Origin of the sequence: Nonomuraea sp. NPDC005650 (genome assembly GCF_040605375.1) — a bacterium.
Classification (GTDB): domain Bacteria; phylum Actinomycetota; class Actinomycetes; order Streptosporangiales; family Streptosporangiaceae; genus Nonomuraea.
Genome location: NZ_JBEXCR010000001.1, coordinates 53994 through 72970, shown reverse-complemented (window position 1 = coordinate 72970; position 18977 = coordinate 53994). Strand labels below are relative to the sequence as shown.

The 18977-nt window shown below is 70.4% G+C and carries 18 protein-coding genes and 1 riboswitch; of the genes, 3 read left to right on the top strand and 15 right to left on the bottom strand.

What is annotated here, in order from left to right; translation table 11 throughout:
• Positions 1–8: 8 nt before the first annotated feature.
• The 9 genes from ABZS69_RS00310 to ABZS69_RS00270 all read right to left on the bottom strand — a co-directional run bounded on the left by ABZS69_RS00310 (position 9) and on the right by ABZS69_RS00270 (position 9774).
• Positions 9–1007 (bottom strand): LacI family DNA-binding transcriptional regulator, encoded by a 999-nt coding sequence (locus ABZS69_RS00310; protein ID WP_355363914.1) that lies wholly within the window; start codon positions 1005–1007, stop codon positions 9–11.
• The gene (locus ABZS69_RS00305; RefSeq protein ID WP_355363911.1) at positions 988–2397 is read right to left on the bottom strand and encodes a GH1 family beta-glucosidase; all 1410 of its coding nucleotides are present in this window, start codon (positions 2395–2397) and stop codon (positions 988–990) included. Before ABZS69_RS00305 ends, ABZS69_RS00310 begins: the two co-directional genes overlap by 20 nt.
• Entirely contained in the window at positions 2394–3224 is an 831-nt protein-coding gene (locus ABZS69_RS00300) for a carbohydrate ABC transporter permease (protein WP_355363908.1), read from the bottom strand. The genes ABZS69_RS00305 and ABZS69_RS00300 overlap by 4 nt, the downstream gene beginning before the upstream one ends.
• Positions 3221–4177: a sugar ABC transporter permease gene (locus tag ABZS69_RS00295; protein WP_355363905.1), complete on the bottom strand. Its 957-nt coding sequence runs from the start codon at positions 4175–4177 to the stop codon at positions 3221–3223. The genes ABZS69_RS00300 and ABZS69_RS00295 overlap by 4 nt, the downstream gene beginning before the upstream one ends.
• Positions 4178–4246: 69 nt before the next feature.
• Positions 4247–5593 carry an extracellular solute-binding protein gene (locus ABZS69_RS00290; protein ID WP_355363902.1) on the bottom strand — a complete coding sequence of 449 codons (1347 nt, stop codon included), beginning with the start codon at positions 5591–5593 and terminating at the stop codon, positions 4247–4249.
• A gap of 446 nt (positions 5594–6039) precedes the next feature.
• On the bottom strand, positions 6040–6390 hold the full coding sequence (locus tag ABZS69_RS00285; protein WP_355363899.1) for a hypothetical protein: 351 nt from the start codon (positions 6388–6390) through the stop codon (positions 6040–6042).
• 279 nt (positions 6391–6669) lie between these two features.
• Positions 6670–7905 carry an RNA polymerase sigma factor gene (locus ABZS69_RS00280; protein ID WP_355365281.1) on the bottom strand — a complete coding sequence of 412 codons (1236 nt, stop codon included), beginning with the start codon at positions 7903–7905 and terminating at the stop codon, positions 6670–6672.
• A gap of 455 nt (positions 7906–8360) precedes the next feature.
• On the bottom strand, positions 8361–8804 hold the full coding sequence (locus tag ABZS69_RS00275; protein WP_355363896.1) for a YciI family protein: 444 nt from the start codon (positions 8802–8804) through the stop codon (positions 8361–8363).
• 106 nt (positions 8805–8910) lie between these two features.
• Positions 8911–9774: a LysR family transcriptional regulator gene (locus tag ABZS69_RS00270; protein ID WP_355363893.1), complete on the bottom strand. Its 864-nt coding sequence runs from the start codon at positions 9772–9774 to the stop codon at positions 8911–8913.
• 71 nt (positions 9775–9845) lie between these two features.
• On the opposite strand from ABZS69_RS00270, the gene ABZS69_RS00265 reads away from it, so the two are divergent.
• On the top strand, positions 9846–10646 hold the full coding sequence (locus tag ABZS69_RS00265; RefSeq protein WP_355363890.1) for an alpha/beta hydrolase: 801 nt from the start codon (positions 9846–9848) through the stop codon (positions 10644–10646).
• A gap of 2 nt (positions 10647–10648) precedes the next feature.
• Here the strand turns inward: ABZS69_RS00265 and ABZS69_RS00260 are convergent, their stop codons facing one another.
• The 4 genes from ABZS69_RS00260 to ABZS69_RS00245 form a co-directional block, all read right to left on the bottom strand.
• Positions 10649–11362, bottom strand: coding sequence for a YoaK family protein (locus ABZS69_RS00260; protein ID WP_355363887.1), 714 nt, complete (start codon positions 11360–11362; stop codon positions 10649–10651).
• Positions 11363–11546: 184 nt separating this feature from the next.
• Entirely contained in the window at positions 11547–12221 is a 675-nt protein-coding gene (locus ABZS69_RS00255) for a CHAP domain-containing protein (protein WP_355363884.1), read from the bottom strand.
• A gap of 12 nt (positions 12222–12233) precedes the next feature.
• Positions 12234–12371: riboswitch (cyclic di-AMP (ydaO/yuaA leader) on the bottom strand.
• Between the two features lie 117 nt (positions 12372–12488).
• Complete coding sequence (locus ABZS69_RS00250; RefSeq protein ID WP_355363881.1) at positions 12489–13442, bottom strand: Gfo/Idh/MocA family oxidoreductase; 954 nt, start codon at positions 13440–13442, stop codon at positions 12489–12491.
• Between the two features lie 19 nt (positions 13443–13461).
• Positions 13462–14283 carry an aldo/keto reductase gene (locus ABZS69_RS00245; RefSeq protein ID WP_355363878.1) on the bottom strand — a complete coding sequence of 274 codons (822 nt, stop codon included), beginning with the start codon at positions 14281–14283 and terminating at the stop codon, positions 13462–13464.
• A 98-nt stretch (positions 14284–14381) separates the two neighbouring features.
• Between ABZS69_RS00245 and ABZS69_RS00240 the strand changes: the two genes are divergently transcribed.
• Both ABZS69_RS00240 and ABZS69_RS00235 read left to right on the top strand, forming a co-directional pair.
• Positions 14382–15326 (top strand): hypothetical protein, encoded by a 945-nt coding sequence (locus tag ABZS69_RS00240; RefSeq protein WP_355363875.1) that lies wholly within the window; start codon positions 14382–14384, stop codon positions 15324–15326.
• Positions 15327–15328: 2 nt separating this feature from the next.
• The gene (locus ABZS69_RS00235) at positions 15329–16489 is read left to right on the top strand and encodes a DUF6716 putative glycosyltransferase (protein WP_355365278.1); all 1161 of its coding nucleotides are present in this window, start codon (positions 15329–15331) and stop codon (positions 16487–16489) included.
• 269 nt (positions 16490–16758) lie between these two features.
• Here ABZS69_RS00235 and ABZS69_RS00230 read toward each other — a convergent pair whose 3' ends face one another.
• Entirely contained in the window at positions 16759–17994 is a 1236-nt protein-coding gene (locus ABZS69_RS00230) for a polysialyltransferase family glycosyltransferase (RefSeq protein ID WP_355363872.1), read from the bottom strand.
• Positions 17994–18974, bottom strand: coding sequence for a glycosyltransferase family 2 protein (locus ABZS69_RS00225; protein ID WP_355363869.1), 981 nt, complete (start codon positions 18972–18974; stop codon positions 17994–17996). Before ABZS69_RS00225 ends, ABZS69_RS00230 begins: the two co-directional genes overlap by 1 nt.
• Positions 18975–18977: the final 3 nt, after the last annotated feature.

Here is an 18977-nt window from a genome sequence, read left to right as displayed (position 1 = left end):
GGGGCCTTTCAGGCTGACTGCCGGCGTACGAGGTGGGTGTCGAGGATCACGACGGGCTGGCGCAGCTCCTCGCCGTTGATGCGGGCCACCAGCAGCTGCGCCATCTGCCGGCCCATCTGCTCGGTCGGCTGGTGGACGGTGGTCAGCGGCGGGTCGGCGTGCAGCGCGGCCTTGGAGTCGTCGAACCCGATCACCGCCACGTCCTCCGGGATCGCCCGCCCCGCGGCCTTGAGCACGCGCATCGCGCCCAGGGCCATCGGGTCGGACGCGGCGAAGACCGCGTCGAGATCGGGGTGGCCGGCCAGCAGCTCGGTCATCGCCGCCGAGCCGCTCTCCTCCGAGAAGTCGCCGTAGACCACCAGCTCCGGCAGCCCGGCGGGCAACAGCGCGTCGCGATAGCCGGCCAGACGGTCGACGCCCACGCCCATGTCCTGGTGACCGGCGATGGTGGCGATGCGGGTGCGGCCGAGGCCCAGCAGGTGTTTGACCGCCTGCCGGGCACCGGCCCTGTTGTCCATGTCGACGTAGCTGTAGGGGTCGAGCCCGACGGGCCGGCCGCCGAGCACGGTCGGCACGCCCATCTCCTCGAGCCGCCCCGGCAGCGGGTCGGCGCCGTGCAGCGACAGCAGCAGCACGCCGTCGACGTGCTGCCCGGTCAGGTAGTGCTCCAGCCGGTCGTATTCCTCTTCGGTGCGGGCCATCGCCAGGATGAGCTGCAGCCCGGTCTCCGACAGCGCCGAGCCGATGCCGCGGATGGTGCCCGCGAAGAACGGGTCGTCGAACACCCGCAGCTGCGACTCGGACACCACCAGGGCCACCGCGTCCGTGCGGCGCGTCACCAGGGCGCGCGCCGCACGGTTGGGCACGTAGCCCAGCTCGCGGATGGCCAGCTCCACGGCCTCGCGGGCCCTGGCGCTGACGTTCGGCGAGCCATTGATGACTCTCGACACCGTGCCCCGGCCCACACCGGCCCGAGCTGCGACTGCCTCAAGAGTCGGTCGGTTCATGGCGCCTATTCTGCCGGATGATCTCCGAGTACCAGAGCGCGCTGTCCTTGACCAGCCGCTCCTGGGTCTCGAAGTCCACACGTACCAGGCCGAACCGCTTGCCGTAACCCCAGGCCCACTCGAAGTTGTCCATCAGTGACCAGGCGAAATACCCCTCCAGGGGCACGCCGGCCTCGATGGCCTCCTTGCAGGCGCCGAGGTGCGCCTCCACGTACGCCTGCCGCTCCCGGTCGTGGATCCGGCCGTCCTCGAGCACGTCCTCGAAGGCGGCGCCGTTCTCGGAGACCACCATGGGGATCGGCGGGTACTCCCGCGCGACCCGCGTGAGCACCTCGACCAGGCCGCCCTCGTCGATCTCCCAGCCCATCGCGGTGGTCGGGTGGCCGCCGCTGACGAACGACACGTGCTCGCTGCCCACCCACGGAGAAGCCGTGTCCGTGGGGGCCGCCGCCGCCGACTGCCTGCCGCCTGGTGCTCCCGAGACCGTGAAGCGGCTGTAGTAGTTGACGAGCAGCACGTCGATGGGGGCGCCGATGGTCTTCATGTCGCCGGGCTCGATGAAGTCGATCTCGAGGGGCAGGTCGGCCAGCACGTCCTCCGGATAGCGGCCGGTCAGCATCGCGTCCAGGAAGAACCTGTTCTGCAGGCCGTCGATGCGCCGCGCCGCCTCCAGGTCCTCCGCGCTGTCGGTGGCGGGGGTGACCGCGTACAGGTTCACGCAGCCGCCGACCCGCCGGGCGTTCATCGCCTGGACGGACAGCCCGTGCGCCAGGTTGAGGTGATGCGCGCCCCTGATCGCGTTCTGCGGCTCACGCCTGCCGGGGGCGTGCTCGCCCGAGGCATAGCCGAGGAACGCGGCGCACCATGGCTCGTTGACGGTGCTGAAGGTGTGGATGTAGTCCTTCAGCTCGTCGTGCACGGCCGCGGCGTAGTCGGCGAACCGGTAGGCCGTGTCGCGGTTGGGCCAGCCGCCCTTGTCCTCCAGCTCCTGGGGCAGGTCCCAGTGGTAGAGGGTGAGCCAGGGGTCGATGCCGTGCCGGCGGAGCTCGTCGGCGAGCCGCCGGTAGAAGTCCAGGCCCTTCTGGTTGATCGGGCCGGAGCCGGCGGGCTGGATGCGGGGCCAGGAGACCGAGAAGCGGTAGGCCGACAGGCCCAGCTCCGCCATGATCCTGACGTCTTCCCGGTACCGGTGGTAGTGGTCGATGGCCACGTCCGCGTTGTGGCCGTTGAGAATCCGACCGGGCGTCCTGGTGAAGGTGTCCCAGATGGAGACGCCGCGCCCGTCCTCGTCGACCGCGCCCTCGATCTGGTACGCCGAGGTCGCCGAGCCCCACGCGAAGCCCGCAGGGAAGCGCAGCCCGGCACGCGTCTGTTCCTCTTGTGTCGTCACGCCTTGACCGCACCTTCCATGAGGCCGCCCACGATCTGGCGGCCGAAAGCGACGAATACTGCGATGAGCGGAATGATGGACAGAGCCGTTCCCGCGAAGATCAACGTGTAGTTCGTGGAGAACCTGGCGTTGAGCGACGTGATCGCGATCTGCACGGTCGGGTTGTCCGGGGTCAGCACGATCAGCGGCCACATGAAGTCGTTCCACATGAGCATGAACGTGTTGATGCCGAGCACCGCCATGCCGGGGCGCACGGCGGGCAGGACGACGTTCCACCAGATCCGCAGCGTGGCGGCGCCGTCGACCCGGGCGGCCTCGACCAGCTCCATCGGCACGGCCTGGCGGGTGTACTGCGTCATCAGGAACACGCCGAACCCGTTGAGCAGGTACGGCAGGATGACGGCCTTGAGCGTGCCGGTCCACTCCAGGCTCACCATGAGCCGGTAGAGGGGCACCACGCCCATCTGCTGCAACGGCACCGCCATCGTCAGCAGCACGAGCACCAGCAGCAGGTTCCTGCCCTTGAAGCTCAGGTTCGCGAACGCGAAGCCGGCCAGCGTGGAGATGATCACCACGGAGATGGTGACGATGCTCGACACGATGAACGAGTTCGTCAGGCCCAGCAGGAACTTGGCGTCCTCGTTGTTGAGCACCGCGACGATGTTGTCGCCCAGGTTCCCGCCCGGCAGGAACGGGGGCGGCACCGTCACCGCGTCGGCGTTCGTACGGGAGGCGATGACGAGCATCCAGTACAGCGGGAACGCCGACAGCAGGACGGCCAGGGCCAGCATGAGCCTGGTGGCGAGGGTGGGGGAGAAGTTGTTCATTTCGTGCCCCCGATCCGGCGCACGAACAGGAAGTTGATCGCCGCTCCTATGAGGATGAGCAGGAACAGCAGCCACGCGGCCGCCGCGGCGTAGCCGTAGTCGAACTCGCGGAAGCCCTGCTTGACGATGAACATGGCCACCGTCTGGAACTGTCCCTGCGAGCCGCCGTCGACGTTGCCGTTGTAGAACGTGGTCGGCTCGGAGAACAGCGTCAGGCCGCCGATCGTGGAGTTGAGCACCACGAAGATCATCGTCGGGCGCAGCATCGGCAGCGTGATCTGCCAGAACTGCCTGCGCCGCGACGCGCCGTCGATCGCGGCGGCCTCGTAGAGGTCCCGGGGGATCGTCTGCATGCCGGCCAGGAAGATGATCGCGTTGTAGCCGGTCCAGCGCCAGTCGACCATGGTGGCGATGGCGATCCACGACGGGATGCGCTCGGCCCGCCAGTTCGTGTTGTCCACGCCGAACGCGCTCAGGACCCAGTTGACCAGGCCCCAGTCGCGGGCGTAGAGCTGCGTGAACACCACCGCGACCGCGACCACCGACGTGACCAGCGGCAGCAGCACGCTCATGCGGATGGCCAGGCGCAGCTTCAGGCGCTTGTTCAGCGCGTTGGCCAGGAGCAGCGCGAGGATCATCTGGGGGACGGTGGCGATGACGAACATGGCCACCGTGTTGACCACGGCGTTCCAGAAGTCCTCGTCCCCGAGCAGGGCGGTGTAGTTGCCCAGCCCGGTCCACTCCACGGTCCCGGCCAGGTCGTAGTCGTAGAGCGAGTAGTACAGGGTGAAGGCCAACGGGAACAGCCCGAAGGCGGCGAACAGCAGGAAATACGGGGACACCAGGGCGTACGGCATGGCCTTGACGTCGAATCGCGAACGCCAGCGCTGGCCGGGCGGGCGGGCGCGGTGATGGTTGTTCCGCGCCGCCCGCGGAAGGGTGTCGATGCTCATAGCGGAACCTTTCGGCAGCTTGTCGACGGCAACACGCCCGGCCCGCTGCTCGCGGGCCGGGCGGGGAGACTAGCCCGCGGCCTTCACCGCGTCGTCGACCAGCTGCTGCCAGGCCTTGTCGTACGGGACGGAGCCGTCGTCCATGCCCTGGATGACGGACTCGATGGCGTTCTTGACCTGGGCGTGCTTCACGCCGAGGAAGACCGGCTGCAGGCTCGACGCGGACTTGGCGAAGATGTCACCGATGGGGGCGTCGTTGAAGAACTCGTTCTTCGCGCCCTGCACGGCCGGGTCCTGCTGGGCCTTGGTGTTGCTCGGCATGTTGCCGAAGTCGGTGAAGATGCTCGCCTCGGTCTGCGCGTTGGTCAGGTAGTCGGCGACCATCGCGGCTTCCTTCGGGTGCTTCGACTGCTTGGGCACGGCCAGCCACGAGCCGCCCCAGTTGCCGCCGCCGCCCGGCACGCCGGCCACGTCCCACTTGCCCTTGCCGCCGTCGCCGGCGTTGCCGCTGACCACGCCCAGCATCCAGGACGGGCAGCCGACCGTGGCGAACGCGCCCTTCTGGGTGCCCGCCGCCCACTCGTCGGTGAAGTTGCGCAGCTTGGCGGTCAGCCCCTGCTGGCTCATCTTCGTGGCGAAGTCGAAGCCCGCCTTCACCGCCGGGTTCTTGTCGACGATGAGGTTGTTGTCCTTGTCGAAGTACGTCACGTTGCCGTTCTTGGCCGCCTCCTGGTAGAGGACGACCTGGTAGAGCGTGTTCGTGCCGTCGGCGAACTTGGTGCCCTTGACCTTCGACTGGAACGTCTTGGCGACGTTCATGAACTCGTCCCAGGTCGGCCAGAGAGCGCTCACCTTGTCCCGCTCGGTCGGCAGGCCGGCCTTCTTGAACAGGTCCGTGCGGTAGCAGATGCTCATGCCGCCGATGTCGGTGCCCAGGCCGAACAACTGGCCGCTGGCCGTGACTCCGTTCTCCCACTTCCACGCCGGGAAGTCCGCCTTGCGGGACTCCAGGCCGTACTCCTTGAGGTCGGCCCACCATTCGGGGTGCGCCTTGGCCAGGCCCATGCCGCCCTCGTCGATGCCGACCACGTCGCCCGCGCCGTTGCCGGCCTGTAGCCACTGGATCATCTGCGGCCAGTACTGCTGCTCGAACTGGTCGGTCAGGTGCTCTTCCTTGATCTGGATGTCCTTGTGCTCGGCGTTCCACTTCGTGATGGCGTTCTTGTAGCCGAAGTTGGTGCCGCCGCCGAAAGTCTGAACACGGATGGTGACCGGCTCGGCCGCCGCCGAGGAGGCGGGAGCGCTGCTGGACCCCGTACCGGTGCCGCCGCCGGAACTGCAGGACGCGACGGCCAGCGCCGCCGCGGCCAGGGCAGAGGCCGCGGCCAGACCGCCGCGACGCTTGCTGATCATCATGGTGGACCCCTTCTCGGGTGAATGTTGGGGGAGTGCACCGCGGCACGCGCTCCGCCGCGGTGGGAGTCTTTGGGAGCGCTCCCACAAAGGGTGCACTTGCGTGGTCTGCACGTCAATCCACCGAAACGCAACCGTTACCAATGGGGCGGTTTGTCACCGTGGAACGGGATTTTTCGCGTTATACCTCGCAAAGGACGTCTTGGGAGCGCTCCCACCTCAAGAGGCATCTTTTGTGTCGCATCAAGGGCATGTCACCCGCACCCACCACGCTTTCTCCCGGTCACACCACCAGTGAGAAGCCCGTTCGGAAGCGGCGGGGCCTCCGGCGGTTCGGGGGGGCGAACACCGCGACTCTCCGCAACGGGCGCCGCCGCGCACGATGGCCCTTCGGCCGCGCCGCCTTCCGGGGGGCTCGCCCCCCGGAAGGCCCTCTGCGCTTGAGCTGCCTAGTTCGGGCGGAGCTGCTCGTCGGTGTCGCTGAACAGGTCCCGGAGGGTGTGGGCGGTTGCCGCCCGGGTGACCCAGGTCTCGAGTTGGGTGAGATCGGTGGTGGCGGTGATCTGTGCCCGTGTGTCGTCTGGGACGTCAAGGCCGCGGTTGGTCAGCAGCAGGAGGACTATCCGGGCCGCCTCCTCGGCCTTGCCTTCAGCCTTGCCCTCGGCCATGCCTTCGGCTTTGCCCTCGGCCTTGCCCTCGACTTTGCCCTCCGCTATGCCTTTGGTGCGGCCTTCTTCGAGGCCGCGGCCGAAGTGCTGGCGGGCGAAGGGGCTGAAGACGGGCCAGTGCGTGGTCGTCATGATCTCCTCAAGAGGGCGTCGCGCATCCGGCGTGGCATGCGTGGGAAGGCGTGACGGCCAACGGCATGGGACTCATTGTCACACGCCGAACGCGATACGTGTCGGGAATGCATTTCGTGGGTGGGCGCCTGGTGGTCACCTCGTCCTGACGCTGTCCTGCCGACGCCGGGGCGACCTGTAGATCGTCTCTTGCTGATCCGTCCCGTTTTCGCGGGCAGGGTCCTGTGGCGGCCTGCATCCCGGGGGCTCCCCTGAGTGAGGGTGGTGGGGCTTGTTGCCCTATGGGTGGCAGGTGGTGGCGCGTTCCTGGAGGAGGGCGCGTTCGCGGGTGTTGCGGGTCATTTGTGCTGCCCGCTCGAACTCGGCGCGGGCCTCATCGCGGCGGCCCAGCTTGAAGAGCAGGTCTCCTCGTACGCTCGGCAGCAGGTGGTAGTCCTTGAGGGATGGCTCGTCGACGATCTGGTCCAGGAGTTGGAGGCCGACGGCGGGGCCGTAGGCCATGGAGAGGGCGACGGCCCGGTTGAGTTCGACGATGGGGGAGCGGGACAGCTTGGCGAGCGCTTCGTACAGGCTCGCTATGCGTACCCAGTCGGTGTCCTCCGGGTTGAGGGCTCGCGCGTGGCAGGCGGCGATGGCGGCCTGGAGGGTGTACGGGCCGAGTTCGCCGTCCCTCAGCTTCTCGGCCTGGTCCAGGGCGGTGAGGCCGCGGTGGATGAGGAGCCGGTCCCAGCGGGCGCGGTTCTGGTCGAGGAGGAGGATCGGCTCGCCCGACGGGCCCACGCGGGCCGCCGATCGGGAGGCCTGGATCTCCATGAGGGAGACCAGGCCGTGGACCTCCGGCTCCTTGGGCATCAGGCCCGCCAGGACCCGGCCCAGCCGGAGGGCGTCCTCGCACAGGGCCGGACGCATCCAGTCGTCGCCGGCCGTCGCCGAATAGCCCTCGTTGAAAATCAGGTAGATGACCTCCAGGACCGATTCGAGGCGCACCGACAGCTCGGTGGCCTGGGGGACCTCGAAAGGGATCTTCTTGTCGGCCAGGGTTCGCTTGGCGCGGACGATCCGCTGCGCGACCGTGGACTCCGGGACCAGGAACGCGCGGGCGATCTCGTCGGTGGTCAGGCCGCCGAGCACGCGGAGCGTGAGGGCCACCCGCGCCTCCATGGAGAGCGCTGGGTGGCAGGCCGTGAACACCAGCCGCAGCAGGTCGTCCTCGATCTCGTCCACCTCGGGCGGGTCCTCCTCGGCGTCGAGCCGGTGCCCGAGCTCGATGAGGTTCCGTTCGAGGCGTTCGTTTCTGCGGATCAGGTCGATGGCGCGGCGCTTCGACACGGTCATCAGCCAGGCGCCGGGGTTGCGGGGCACGCCGGACTCCGGCCACTGCTCCAGGGCGGCCACCAGCGCGTCCTGGGCCAGCTCCTCGGCCAGGCCGACGTCGCGCACCAGCCGGGCGAGCCCGGCGATGAGCCGGGCCGCCTCGATCCGCCACACCGCCTCGATGGCCCCGATGGCCCCGATGGCCCGGTGGGTCTCAGTCCTGCTGCGAGGGCGAGTAGGTGTGGGGGGTTGGGGTTGAGGCTGGGGCTGGGTGCTGTCCTGGGAGTCGGCTGGAGCCTGGGCGGGGGTGCGGGATTGGGCTCGGACCTGGTCGCCGGTGTCGGAAGCCGTCACCGGCCCATGAGAGCAGCATCATGCCGCCGATGGCAAGCCGCGGTCCTCTCGGCTCGGCTGCTCCACTCGGAAGCTCGGCTCGGTTGCTCGGCTCGCTGTGTCGACCTGGGCGATCGATGGCTGGTGGTTTGGCCGCTCGGGTTAGTGCTCTGCCCACTGCCCGGTTGCGTCGTGCGATGTGCGCCGGTCGGGTACGGGGGAGGGCGGTGGTAAGGGCGAAGCCAGGAGTGGGGGTGGGACTGGTGAGGAGGTGAGCGGGAAGGTGCGTGCCTGGCGTCGCGGGCAGGCGGGCCCCGGGTGGGTCAGGTGTTGGGGGTGGTGTCGGCGCCGAGGCGGTCGCGTAGTGCGTGTTCGCGTTCCCGCTCGTCCGCCGGCAGCGAGTCGTCCGGTACGTCCGAAGCGTCGAACACCCGCCAGACGTCCAGCCCGATCCCCTCGTGCCCCGGCGGGACCGGTACGCGCAGTGCCCACTCGATCGCCTCCTCCCGGGACTTCACCTGGATCAGCCAGAAGCCGGCGATGAGCTCCTTGGCCTCCGCGAAGGGGCCGTCGATCACGGTCGCCTTGCCGCCGGTGTAGGCGATCTGGGCGCCCTGCGAGCTCGGGTAGAGCCCTTCGGCCGCCAGCAGCACGCCTGCCTTGGTCAGCGCCTCGTTGTAGGCGTGCATGTTGTCCACGAGCTCCTGGCTGGGCAGCGCCCCGGCCTCGGTCTCCGCGTTGGCCTTGCCGACGATCATGAACTTCATGGGTGGTGTCTCTCTTTCGTCTCGTTCGGGCTCTCGTCGAACGCGTCGAACGGCGATGGGCGGGATCGACACGTCCGCCGGAAATTCAACTCGGCCAGTTCGGAATCTACATTGTAAAGGCGCCCAGCTGGTCGAGGAAGGCTCGCGCCGTCGGGGCACAATCATCCGCCGATGGGACGGCCAGGGCCAGTGAGCGGGTCATCTTCGGCTCCAGGGGGCGGGTGACGACGGTGCCCAGGTCGGCGGGGAGGCCGAGGGCGGGGACGATGCTGACGCCGAGCCCCGCTGCCACCATCTCCAGGATGGCGGATGGGCCGCCGGCCTCGAAGGCGATGTCCAGCTGTACCTGGGCCGTCAGTGCCGCGCCCATGATCAGGGGGCGGCAGCCGGCGGTGGTCAGGATGAACGGCCGGCCCGCCAGGTCGGCGAGGGTGATGGCCGGGCGGGCGGTCAGGGGGTGGTCGGCGGGCAGCACGGCGACCATGTCGTGGGTGCTCAGGTGGACGGTGTGCAGGCCGGGGGCGGGGAGGGTGACGACGCCGACCTCGGCGGCGCCGCGGTGCAGCCATTCGCGGATGTCGTCGTCCACGCCCTCGAAGAGGCGTACGCGGACCTGCGGGTAGCGGTCGGTGAACGCGCGCAGCAGCTTGGCGACGAGCGTGCCGGTGGCGCTGGGGAGGCTGGCCAGGCGGAGTTCGCCGGTGATCTGGCCGTTGGCGGCGGCGACGTCGGCGCGGATGAGGTCGAGGTGGCGCAGGGCCTCGCGGGCGCGGGCCACGGCTCGCCGGCCGGCCTCGGTGAGGGCGATGCCGTCGCGGTGGCGGACGAACAGGGTGGCGCCGAGCTCGCGTTCGAGGGCGGCGACGGCGCGGCTGACCGCGGGCTGGGACATGCCGGTGTGGTCGGCGGCGGTGGTGAAGCCGCCGTGTTCGGCGACCGCGACCAGCACTCTGAGCTGCGCCAATGTCATACCGGCATACCTTAATTGGTATTTGACCAAGGGGCTTCCAGAACCCGATGGTTATGTCCATGGTCGAGCGAATGACGGTTGACGTCGATGGCCTTGTGGCCAGTTATCTGACGGCGGGCGAGCGGGGCCCGGTGGTGTTGCTGTTGCACGGGACGTACTGGAGCCGGGTCTGGGCGCCGGTGATCGACGGGCTGGCGGCGGCGGGGCTGCGCCCGGTGGCGGTGGATCTGCCGGGGCTGGGCCGTTCTGGCGGGGAGCTGACGGCGGAGACGGCGGCGGTTCCGGCGCTGGCGGCGTGGGTGCGCCGGTTCGCGGCGGCGGTGGGGGCGGGGGAGCCGCTGTCGGTGGCGGGGCACGACATCGGCGGCGCGGTCGCCCAGCACCTGCTGGTCGAGGGGGAGGTGCGGCGGCTGGCGCTGGTCAACTCGGTCACGTACGACTCCTGGCCGGTGCCCGGTGTGGCCCGTTACCGGGATCCGGCCGTGGTGGCGGCGACGACCGTGGAGGAGCTGCTGGACGCCCGCCGCAAGGCCGTCACAGTCGCGCTGGGCCGGCCCGCGGGCGAGGCGGAGCTGGCGGACTACCTGGATCCGTGGAACGACCCGCGGGTGGGCCGGTCGTGGATGGCGCTGGCGGGGGCGGCCGACGGCCGTTACACGCTGGACCTGATGCCCGCGCTCAAGGCGGATGAGACGCCGAAGCTGCTGGTGTGGGGGGAGGACGACACGTTCCAGGAGGTCCGGCACGCCGAGCGATTCGCCGCGGAGGTGCCGAACACGACGCTGGTGCGGGTCCCGGGGGCGGGGCACATCCCGATGGAGAACGATCCGGCAGGGGTGGCGCGGGCGCTGGCGGAGTTTTTCCTCAGCTGAGGCTAGTGAGTCCTGCGGGACATGAGGGTGACGGCGACGAGCAGGGCCAGGGCGGCCGCCAGCGCGGGTGCGGGGCCGGTGGTGAGGAGGAGGACGGCGCCGGCCAGCGCGCCGAGGAACATCGCCGCCACGGAGGCGGCCCGGCGCAGGGCGGCCCGTCCCGGCGTGTCGGTGGCCAGGCCCGTGAGGGTCGTGGTGAGGACGTTGGTGACCAGGTCGGGTACGCCGAGCGCGCGCACGGAGGCGTTCTGCAGGCCCATGCCGTAGCCGAGCAGCGTGATGAGGGCCGCCTGCGGCCCGGTGGCGATGGGGGCCGCCTGCGGCCCGGCGGTGTGGGGTCCGGCGACGAGGGCGACGACGAGGGCGGCGGCGACGAGGAGCGCGTGCACGGCGGTGGCGGCGGCGAAGGCGCGTCGCGGGTTCGTGGCCCGCTTGATCACCCGGCCGGCGCTCCAGGCGCCGGCTCCGAAGGCGGCCAGGGCCACCGGCGAGGCCCATTTGGACATTTGCGGGTCCCCTGCCAGGGCGAAGCCGAGGAAGACGATGTTGCCGGTCATGTTGGCGACGAAGACGCGGCCCAGGCCGAGGAAGCTGACGGCGTCCACGAGGCCGGTGACGAGGGCCAGGAGGATCAGCAGGGCGGGCAGGACGCCGTGCGGGTTGGCGCCGCTCGGGAAGAGCCCGTCGGCGATCCACCGCAGCCCGCCCCTCCTCACGGGCCCCTCCACGTGTGCGGTGGCATGGTGGGCGGCTCCTCGGTGCGGTCGTGGACGGCTTGCCTCGGGTCCTCCCCGGTGGCGGGCCGCCGCACGCACGCACGGGGGACGAACGCGACGAACGCGACGAGCGCGCGTCCCGTGAACGGGACGCGCGCTCGTTCGGCGCTGTGGGGGAGTCCGGTCAGCCGCGGTACTGCGGGTAGCCGTAGCCGACGACCTGGGACTTGGGCCGCACGCGCTCCTCGACCTTGCCGCGGCCGGTGTTGCCCTCGACGGTCGTGATGGTGCCGTCGCCGTTGTCCTTCTCGACGAACCCGACGTGGTTGATGTCCTTGAGGTTCTTGCTGCCGCTCCACGAGAAGAACACGACGGCGCCGGGCTTGGGCTCGGTGCCGAAGCGCTGGTTGGCCTGGAACCACTTGGCGTGGGCGACGGTCCAGGCGTCCCAGCCGATCTGCGTGCGGGCGCCGGTCTGGTCGCCGACCCAGGAGACGAACATCGCGCACCAGGCGGCGTTCAGGTACTCGGCGCGGGTGCCGCCGTCACGGGCGATGGTCTCCGCGGCCCGCTGCGAGCCGGCGTACCACTGCTGGAACTTGGTGCCGCCGCCGGCCGCGTTCTCGGAGATGCCGATCTGGGACTTGGCGAGCGCCAGGACCTGGGCGGCGGTGGCGCCGACGTGGGTCTCGCGTGAGCGCTCGGCGTGGTCGGCGACGGCGGCCGTGTCGATCGGCTGCTTCTCCGCGGCGCCGGCGCTCGTCATGTGGACGCCGAACACGGAGCCGAGGACGGTGGCGCCGAGAAGGGCGCGGGCGATGTTGTGCTTCGCAGCAGAGGTAAAGCGGATGCTGGCCATCGAGGGGGTTACTCCTTGCTTCCATGCCGCTTACCGAGTTAGCTGACGGGTTCGGACGTGGAAGCTGCCCTACGGCACCGAAGTGCCGATTCACCCCAAAGGACGTGGGTCCCCGGCTCCGCCCGAAGGCGGATTCAGCGGTCACAGGACGGTCCTGTGATGTGTCGTGCGATGGTCGGACAAGACCGGACAAACCGGACTTATGTCTCAAGAATGCCTCAAACGTAATGCATAAGGCAAGAGGCTTACAAATCCATAAAGGCCCAGCTAGGCGAGTTGCCTGCGGGCATCGGCCAGAAGCCCCATCATGGCAAGGGATTCGTCAAGCGGCATGATCGAACTTTCGGTCCTGCCTTCGGCCGTCGCGGTGCGGACTTCGCGGAGCTCCCCGGCGTACCCGTCGTTCACCGAATCGAGCGTGTGCTCCTCCGGCTCCATCGAGGGCCCGGACAGTACGATCCGCCGCGGTGCCCAGAACGGTGCCTGGATGTCCGCCCGCATCTGAGTGCCTACAACGCTGGCATGGTTCGGGTAATTCCCGAGCAACGAAGTCTCCACGAGAGCCTTCCTGCCATCGGCGTAGAGCAGCACGCCGCCGGCCTCCGCGTCGACGCCGTTGGGCGCCAGGGAGCCGGTGATCCGCAGGTCGGAGGGCATGCCGAGGAGCAGCTGGGCCAGGCCGAACGGGTAGATCCCCAGGTCGAGGAGCGCCCCGCCGCCGAGCTCCGGCGCCCACAGCCGGTGCGCCGGTTCGTACGGCTTGGCGAAGCCGAAGGAGGCGTGCACCGAGCGGAGGTCGCCGAAGCGCTCGTCGGCCGCGATCTTCTGGATGAGGGGGTTGAACCTCATCCACATCGCTTCCATCAGGAACACGCCTGCCTCGCGTGCCAGCCGCACCATCTTCTCCGCGTCGTCCACGGTGGCGGCCAGCGGCTTCTCGCACAGCACGGCCTTGCCCGCGGCGATGGCGGCCTCGGCCACCTCCAGGTGCTGGGCGTGCGGCGTCGCCACGTAGATCGCGTCCACCGCGGGGTCGGCGCAGAGCCGCTCATAGGAGTCGTACGCCGACTCCGCGCCCAGCGTGGCGGCCAGCGCCTGCGCCCGCTCAAGGTTCCGCGAGCCGACGGCGGCCACCCGCATGCCCGGTTCGGCCGCGATGACCGCGCCGACGGTCCGCGCTATGACGCCTGTCGCTGCAATGCCCCACGCAAAATCCCGCACGTGGGAGATCGTAGACGAATCAGGTCATGTTGAACGTGTCGGGGTCGGGCCCGATCCGAAGGCCCTTGTTCATCGCGCCGATCGCGGCCATGTCCTCGGCGTCGAGGATGAAGTCGAAGACGCCGATGTTCTCGGCGATGCGCGACGGGGTGACCGACTTGGGGATCGCGACGTGGCCGAGTTGAAGGTGCCAGCGGAGCACGATCTGCGCGGGCGTCCTGCCGCACTTGTCGGACAGCTTGGCCAGCGCCGGGTCGTTCAGCAGCCCCTGGCCCTGGCCGAGCGGGCTCCACGCCTCGGTGAGGATGCCGTTGGCCTCGTGGAAGGCGCGCATCTCCCGTTGCTGGAGGTACGGGTGCAGCTCGATCTGGTTGATGGAGGGCACGATGCCGGTCTCGTTCATCAGGCGGGTGAGGTGGGCGATGGTGAAGTTGGAGGTGCCGATGGCCTTGGCGCGCCCGTCACGGTAGATCTTCTCCATCGCCTTCCACGCCTGCACGTACTTGTCCTGCTGCGGCACCGGCCAGTGGATGAGGAAAAGGTCGATGTGGTCGAGGCCGAGCCGGGCCAGGGACTCGTCGAAGGCCGCCTCCGCGCGGGCGTGGTCGGCGTTCCACAGTTTGGTGGTGACGAACACCTTCCGGCGCGGCAGCTCGCTTTCCCGCACGGCCTGCCCCACGCCCTCTTCGTTGCCGTACGCGGCGGCGGTGTCGATGTGCCGGTAGCCGGCCCGCAGCGCGGTGGCGACGGCCTGCGCGGCCTCATCGGCGGGGACCTGCCAGACGCCATAACCGAGCTGCGGGATCTGCACGCCGTCGGTGTTGAGCATGAGCGAGTTCATACCCTCCATTGTTCACGTCACGTTTCTAGTGGCTTAAGGCGGCGGGGCTAGCTTGAAGCGGTCGTGAACGGGCCATCACCCGGCTGGGAGGACAAGGAGTGGTCGAACAGGCGTCGGCCTGGGTGGAGTCTCCGCTCCAGATGCTGTGCGCCGTCGAGGCCCATCACGCGGGCGTGCTCGGCCCCGAGACGGTGGTCGTGCCGCGCGCCGGTCTGCGACCGCTGAAGGCCACGCGTCGAGAGCTGAGGTCTCTCGGGCTGCCCGCCGGCCTTGAGCTGGCGGAGCCGCTTGAGCGCATGCCCAGACGCGTGCAGGCCGTCGGTGACGCCTTCTCCGGCAGGGTGCAGCTGCGCTGGCTCACCTCGCGTCCCGGCCGCATCGTCATCGTGGACGACGGGCTGGCCACGCTCCGGCTGCTGGAGCTGCTGGCCGCGGGGCCGTTCAAGCCGTTGCTGCGGGCCAGGGCCGAGCCGGCCAAGCTGCGCTCCGCGCTGGGCCTGGCGGCCGCGCTGCGGCTGCGCCTGAGCGACGTGTCGGTCTTCACCGCCCTGCCCGTGGACGAGGCCCTGGAGGACGGGGTACGCCGGGCCGGGATCAACCTGGTACGCCACCAGTTCGCCTGGCTGCGCGCCCAGCCGCCCAGCGCGGAGGGGCCCGCGGAGCGCACGGTCGTCCTGGGCACCTCGCTCGTCAGGAACGGCCTCGTGCACCGTGACCACTACCTGCGCTGGCTGACGGACCTGGCGGCGCAGGAGCCGCTCGCGTACTACCCGCACCGCCGCGAGGACCCCGTGGACGTGGCCCTGATCCGGGAGCGCCCCGGCATCACCGTGCACGACGTGGGCGCGCCGGCCGAGCTGACGCTGCGCGGCCTGGACGCGAGCCAGCGCGTGCTCAGCCTGCCCTCGACCGCGATCACCTCGCTGCGGGTGCTGCTCAGCCCGCGCGGTGTCGCCGTGGAGCCCGTGGACGTTCCTGACGACTGGTGGACCAGCAGGGCGGCCCCCGCCCTTCGCTCGCATCTGACAGGAGTGTCCGGTTGAAAGTGTTGGCGGTCGCCGACTCCGACTCGTATCTGAAGTGGGCGGCCTGCCTGCTCGGCGACCTTCCCCCCGGCGACACGGCGGAACTGGTGGTGGTGCGCACGCCGATCGCGCCCTCGCCGGAGCAGATCGCCGCAGCAGTGGGCGGTCTGGAGCCGCCGCCGGTGGTCTCGGCGCGGTCCGTGCGGCGGCTGGCCGAGCGCACGCGGCCGGACGTGATACTCGTGGCCTGCACGGGCCCGGTGGTGGACGTGCTGGTGGCCGACGTGCTCGGCGACCTGCGGCCGCGGCCGGTGTTCGTCAGCGGGCTGCCGGGCATCTCGGTGCCGGCGACGGAGAAGGCGTGGGTGTTCCGCAGCGGGTGCGACCTGTTCGTGGTGCACAGCGAGCGTGAGGTGGCCGAGTTCTCCGAGATCGCCGGCCGGCTCGGCGGGGGAGGGGCGGTGGGGCTGGCCCGGCTGCCGTTCCTGCGCTCCGACGTGGTCGCCGGGGGCGGGAACCGGGTCGTGTTCGCCACCCAGGCCAAGGTGCCGCGGGAGCGCGAGCAGCGCGAGCGGATCCTGCTGGCGCTGGCCGAGCTGGCCCGGCTGCGGCCCGAGCTGGACGTGGTGGTCAAGCTGCGGGCCCTTGAGGACGAGCGGCAGACGCACAACGAGCGCCACCACTACCAGCGGCTGTGGCGGGAGATGGGCGAGCCGGGGCGGCTGGAGTTCGCGGCGGGGTCGATGCACGACCAGCTGGAGCGGGCGGCCGGGTTCGTCACGGTGAGCTCGACGGCGGCGCTGGAGGCGATCGCGCTGGGCGTGCCGTCGCTGGTGCTGTCGGACTTCGGCGTGAGCGCCGAGATGATCAACCTGGTGTTCGAGGGCAGCGGGCTGCTCGGCACCCTTGACGAGCTGGCCAAGGGCGGCTTCCGCCCGGCCTCGTCCGAGTGGTGCGAGGCCAACTACTTCCACCCGGCGGGGCACAACGACTGGGCCGTGCGGCTGGCCGGGCTGGTGGCGGCGGGGTCGCGCGTACCGGCGCGGTCGCTGCTGGACGGGCCCGAGCACGCGGCGGCGCGGCGGCGGGCGCGGTTGCGGGTGGAGGTGCATCCGTCGATGTTGCGGGCCGGCTACCGGGCCAAGCGCCGGATGCGGCGCTACCTCAAAGCCCTCAGCTGATCGCCGGCCCGAAAGGACCGCCCGGGGCGTGGGCGGTCGCCCGCGCCCCGGTTCCCCGAAAGGACCGCAACTCCGGACGGTGGGAGAGGGTCCCTCCCGCCGTCCGGAGTTGCGGTCCCCAGGAAAACGCGATGACCGGGCCGGCCGTGGTGCGGGGTGGCGGGGCCGGTCGCGGTGGGGCGTCGGCCGTGGTGCGGTCGCCTGGCCCCCCACGAGAAAGGACCGCGACCCCCGTCGTCACAGGGGTCGCGGTCCTTTGTGCAGGAGCGTCACATCGCTGAGCGGATCTTGCGGCGCAGCCGGGTGAGTGCCGTGGGGCGGGTCACCAGGCCGAGGGTCTCCAGGCGCTTGCGCTTGAAGTAGCGGGCGTCGAACTGGATGCTCGTGGGCCGCAGCTCCGGATACGTCTCGGCCTGCATGCAGTAGCCCACCGCCCGGACGAGCCCGCGCAGGTCCACCGCCTTCGGATGCTCGACGGCGCCCTCGGGCGAGAGCCGGGGCAGCAGCGCGTCCACGATGGTGACCGGGATCCGGTTGCTGTTCTCGTACGGCGCCAGCCGGTCGAGCACCAGGTCCGTCCCGTACGAGGCCACCTGCAGCCCGAAGTAGCGCTGCGCGGTCAGCAGCCCGGTCGAGAAGCAGCCCACGACCAGCTCCGGCCGCAGCGCCGCGAAGCACACCTCGGCGGGCACGCTCTCCGGGGCCACCGACAGCCGCACGCCCAGGGGCTCGGCCGCGGCCCGCAGGAGCTGGGCGTGGCGCCGGCCGGCGGCAGGGTGCGGCTTGAAGACGATGTCGGTGTAGCCGCGCGCGGCCAGGGCCTTGAGCATCGTCTCGTGCAGCCCCGCCTCCTCCTCCGGAGTGACGATCTCCAGGGCCGACAGGTACTGGCCGAGGATCATCGCCTGGCCGGGCATCGTGTCGGGGGCGGTGGCGGTGACCTCGTGCACGATCGACATGAACCGCTCGTCCGGCAGGATCGAGGGCGCGACGTCGTACTCGCTGAGCAGCAGCGGGGTCAGGCCCGGCACCAGGTCCAGGTGGAACAGGCGTCCGATGCGGCGGAAGATCTCGGCCGGCAGCGGGTCGCGGGTGGGGCCGTAGCTCATCAGGCCGTCGGAGTAGACGGTGATCGGGCAGTCGCGCACCAGCCCGGCGATGGTCCGCGCCGGGGGCACCGCGATCGACTCCAGCACCAGCTCGTCGACGTCGTCCAGGTCCCAGGCGGTGCGGAGGAGGCGCTCCATCATCGGCACCTCGATGACGCGGGCCCGCCAGTCGGAGGGGTGCAGCGGCGCGATGAGGTCGTTCCACGAGTGGACCGCGTCGAAGCGCGAGCGCAGCACGGCGAAGCCGGGCGTCTTGTCGAGCGGCGTCGACACCTCGGGGATGGCCGCGTTGTTCGACACGATCAGGACGCGGCGCCCGTCGCCGAAGCGGCCGTCGTCGATGGCGGCGGCCAGCGACATCGCCCCGAACAGCGTCGAGGCGTAGAAGACCTTCACTATGTCTCCTCCCGGTCGCGGCGGACGCGGACGTGCGGGCTGGGCGGCAGGTCGGGCACCAGGGCCCGCAGCGTGGTCTCGCGTTCGACGGACATGCGCGCCACCGATTCCGACACGATCTCGGGGGGCAGCGCGCGCACCATGTGCGCGCCGCGCTCCTCGAAGCGCGAGCGCAGCGCCGGCGTGAACCGGTCGGCGATCTCCAGGTGGTGGGCCAGGAGCGCGCAGAAGTTCCGCACCGCCTTGGGCACGAACTCCGGTTCGAGGTCCTTGAACACCAGGTCGAACGCGTCGAAGAAGTGCAGCTGGCGCTCGTCGCCGACCTGGGTCAGCGACCCGGACACCAGGCGGCGGTAGAACACCCCGGCCAGCGACACCACCGCGAACGTGGCGGCCTCCCGGTGCAGGCGCCAGATCCACGGCCGGTCCTCGGCGGTGTGCAGGGAGCCGGGGAACTGCAGCAGGTCGCGCAGGGAGCGCCGGTAGATCCCGGCCCACGCGTACGGGTAGTCGACCATGGTCCGCACGCCCGAGGGCAGGATCGCGTCCCGCGGGTCGAGCACCACGCCCCTCCGCGCCATGGGGGCGCGGTGCACGACCCGTTTGCGGCCCTCGACCTGCACGTGGTCGGCGCGGACGAAGTCGCAGCCGAGCCCGTCGATCGCCTCGACGAGCCGCGCCAGGTAGCCGGGGGCGAGCCAGTCGTCGGCGTCCATGAACGTGACGTACCGGCCCGAGGCGGCCGACAGGCCCGTGTTGCGGGCGTCGGCCAGCCCGACGGGGCTCGGGTTACGCAGCATCGTCAGCCCGGGCAGGTCGCGGGTGAAGTCCTCGACGATGTCCCCGGTGGCGTCCACGGACCCGTCGTTGACGACGATGAACTCGAAGTCGTGCCGGGCGTTGCGGCAGAGCGAGGACAGCGCGTCCGCGATGTACCGCTCGCCGTTCAGCACCGGCACGACGACCGAGAGAGTGATCAAGAG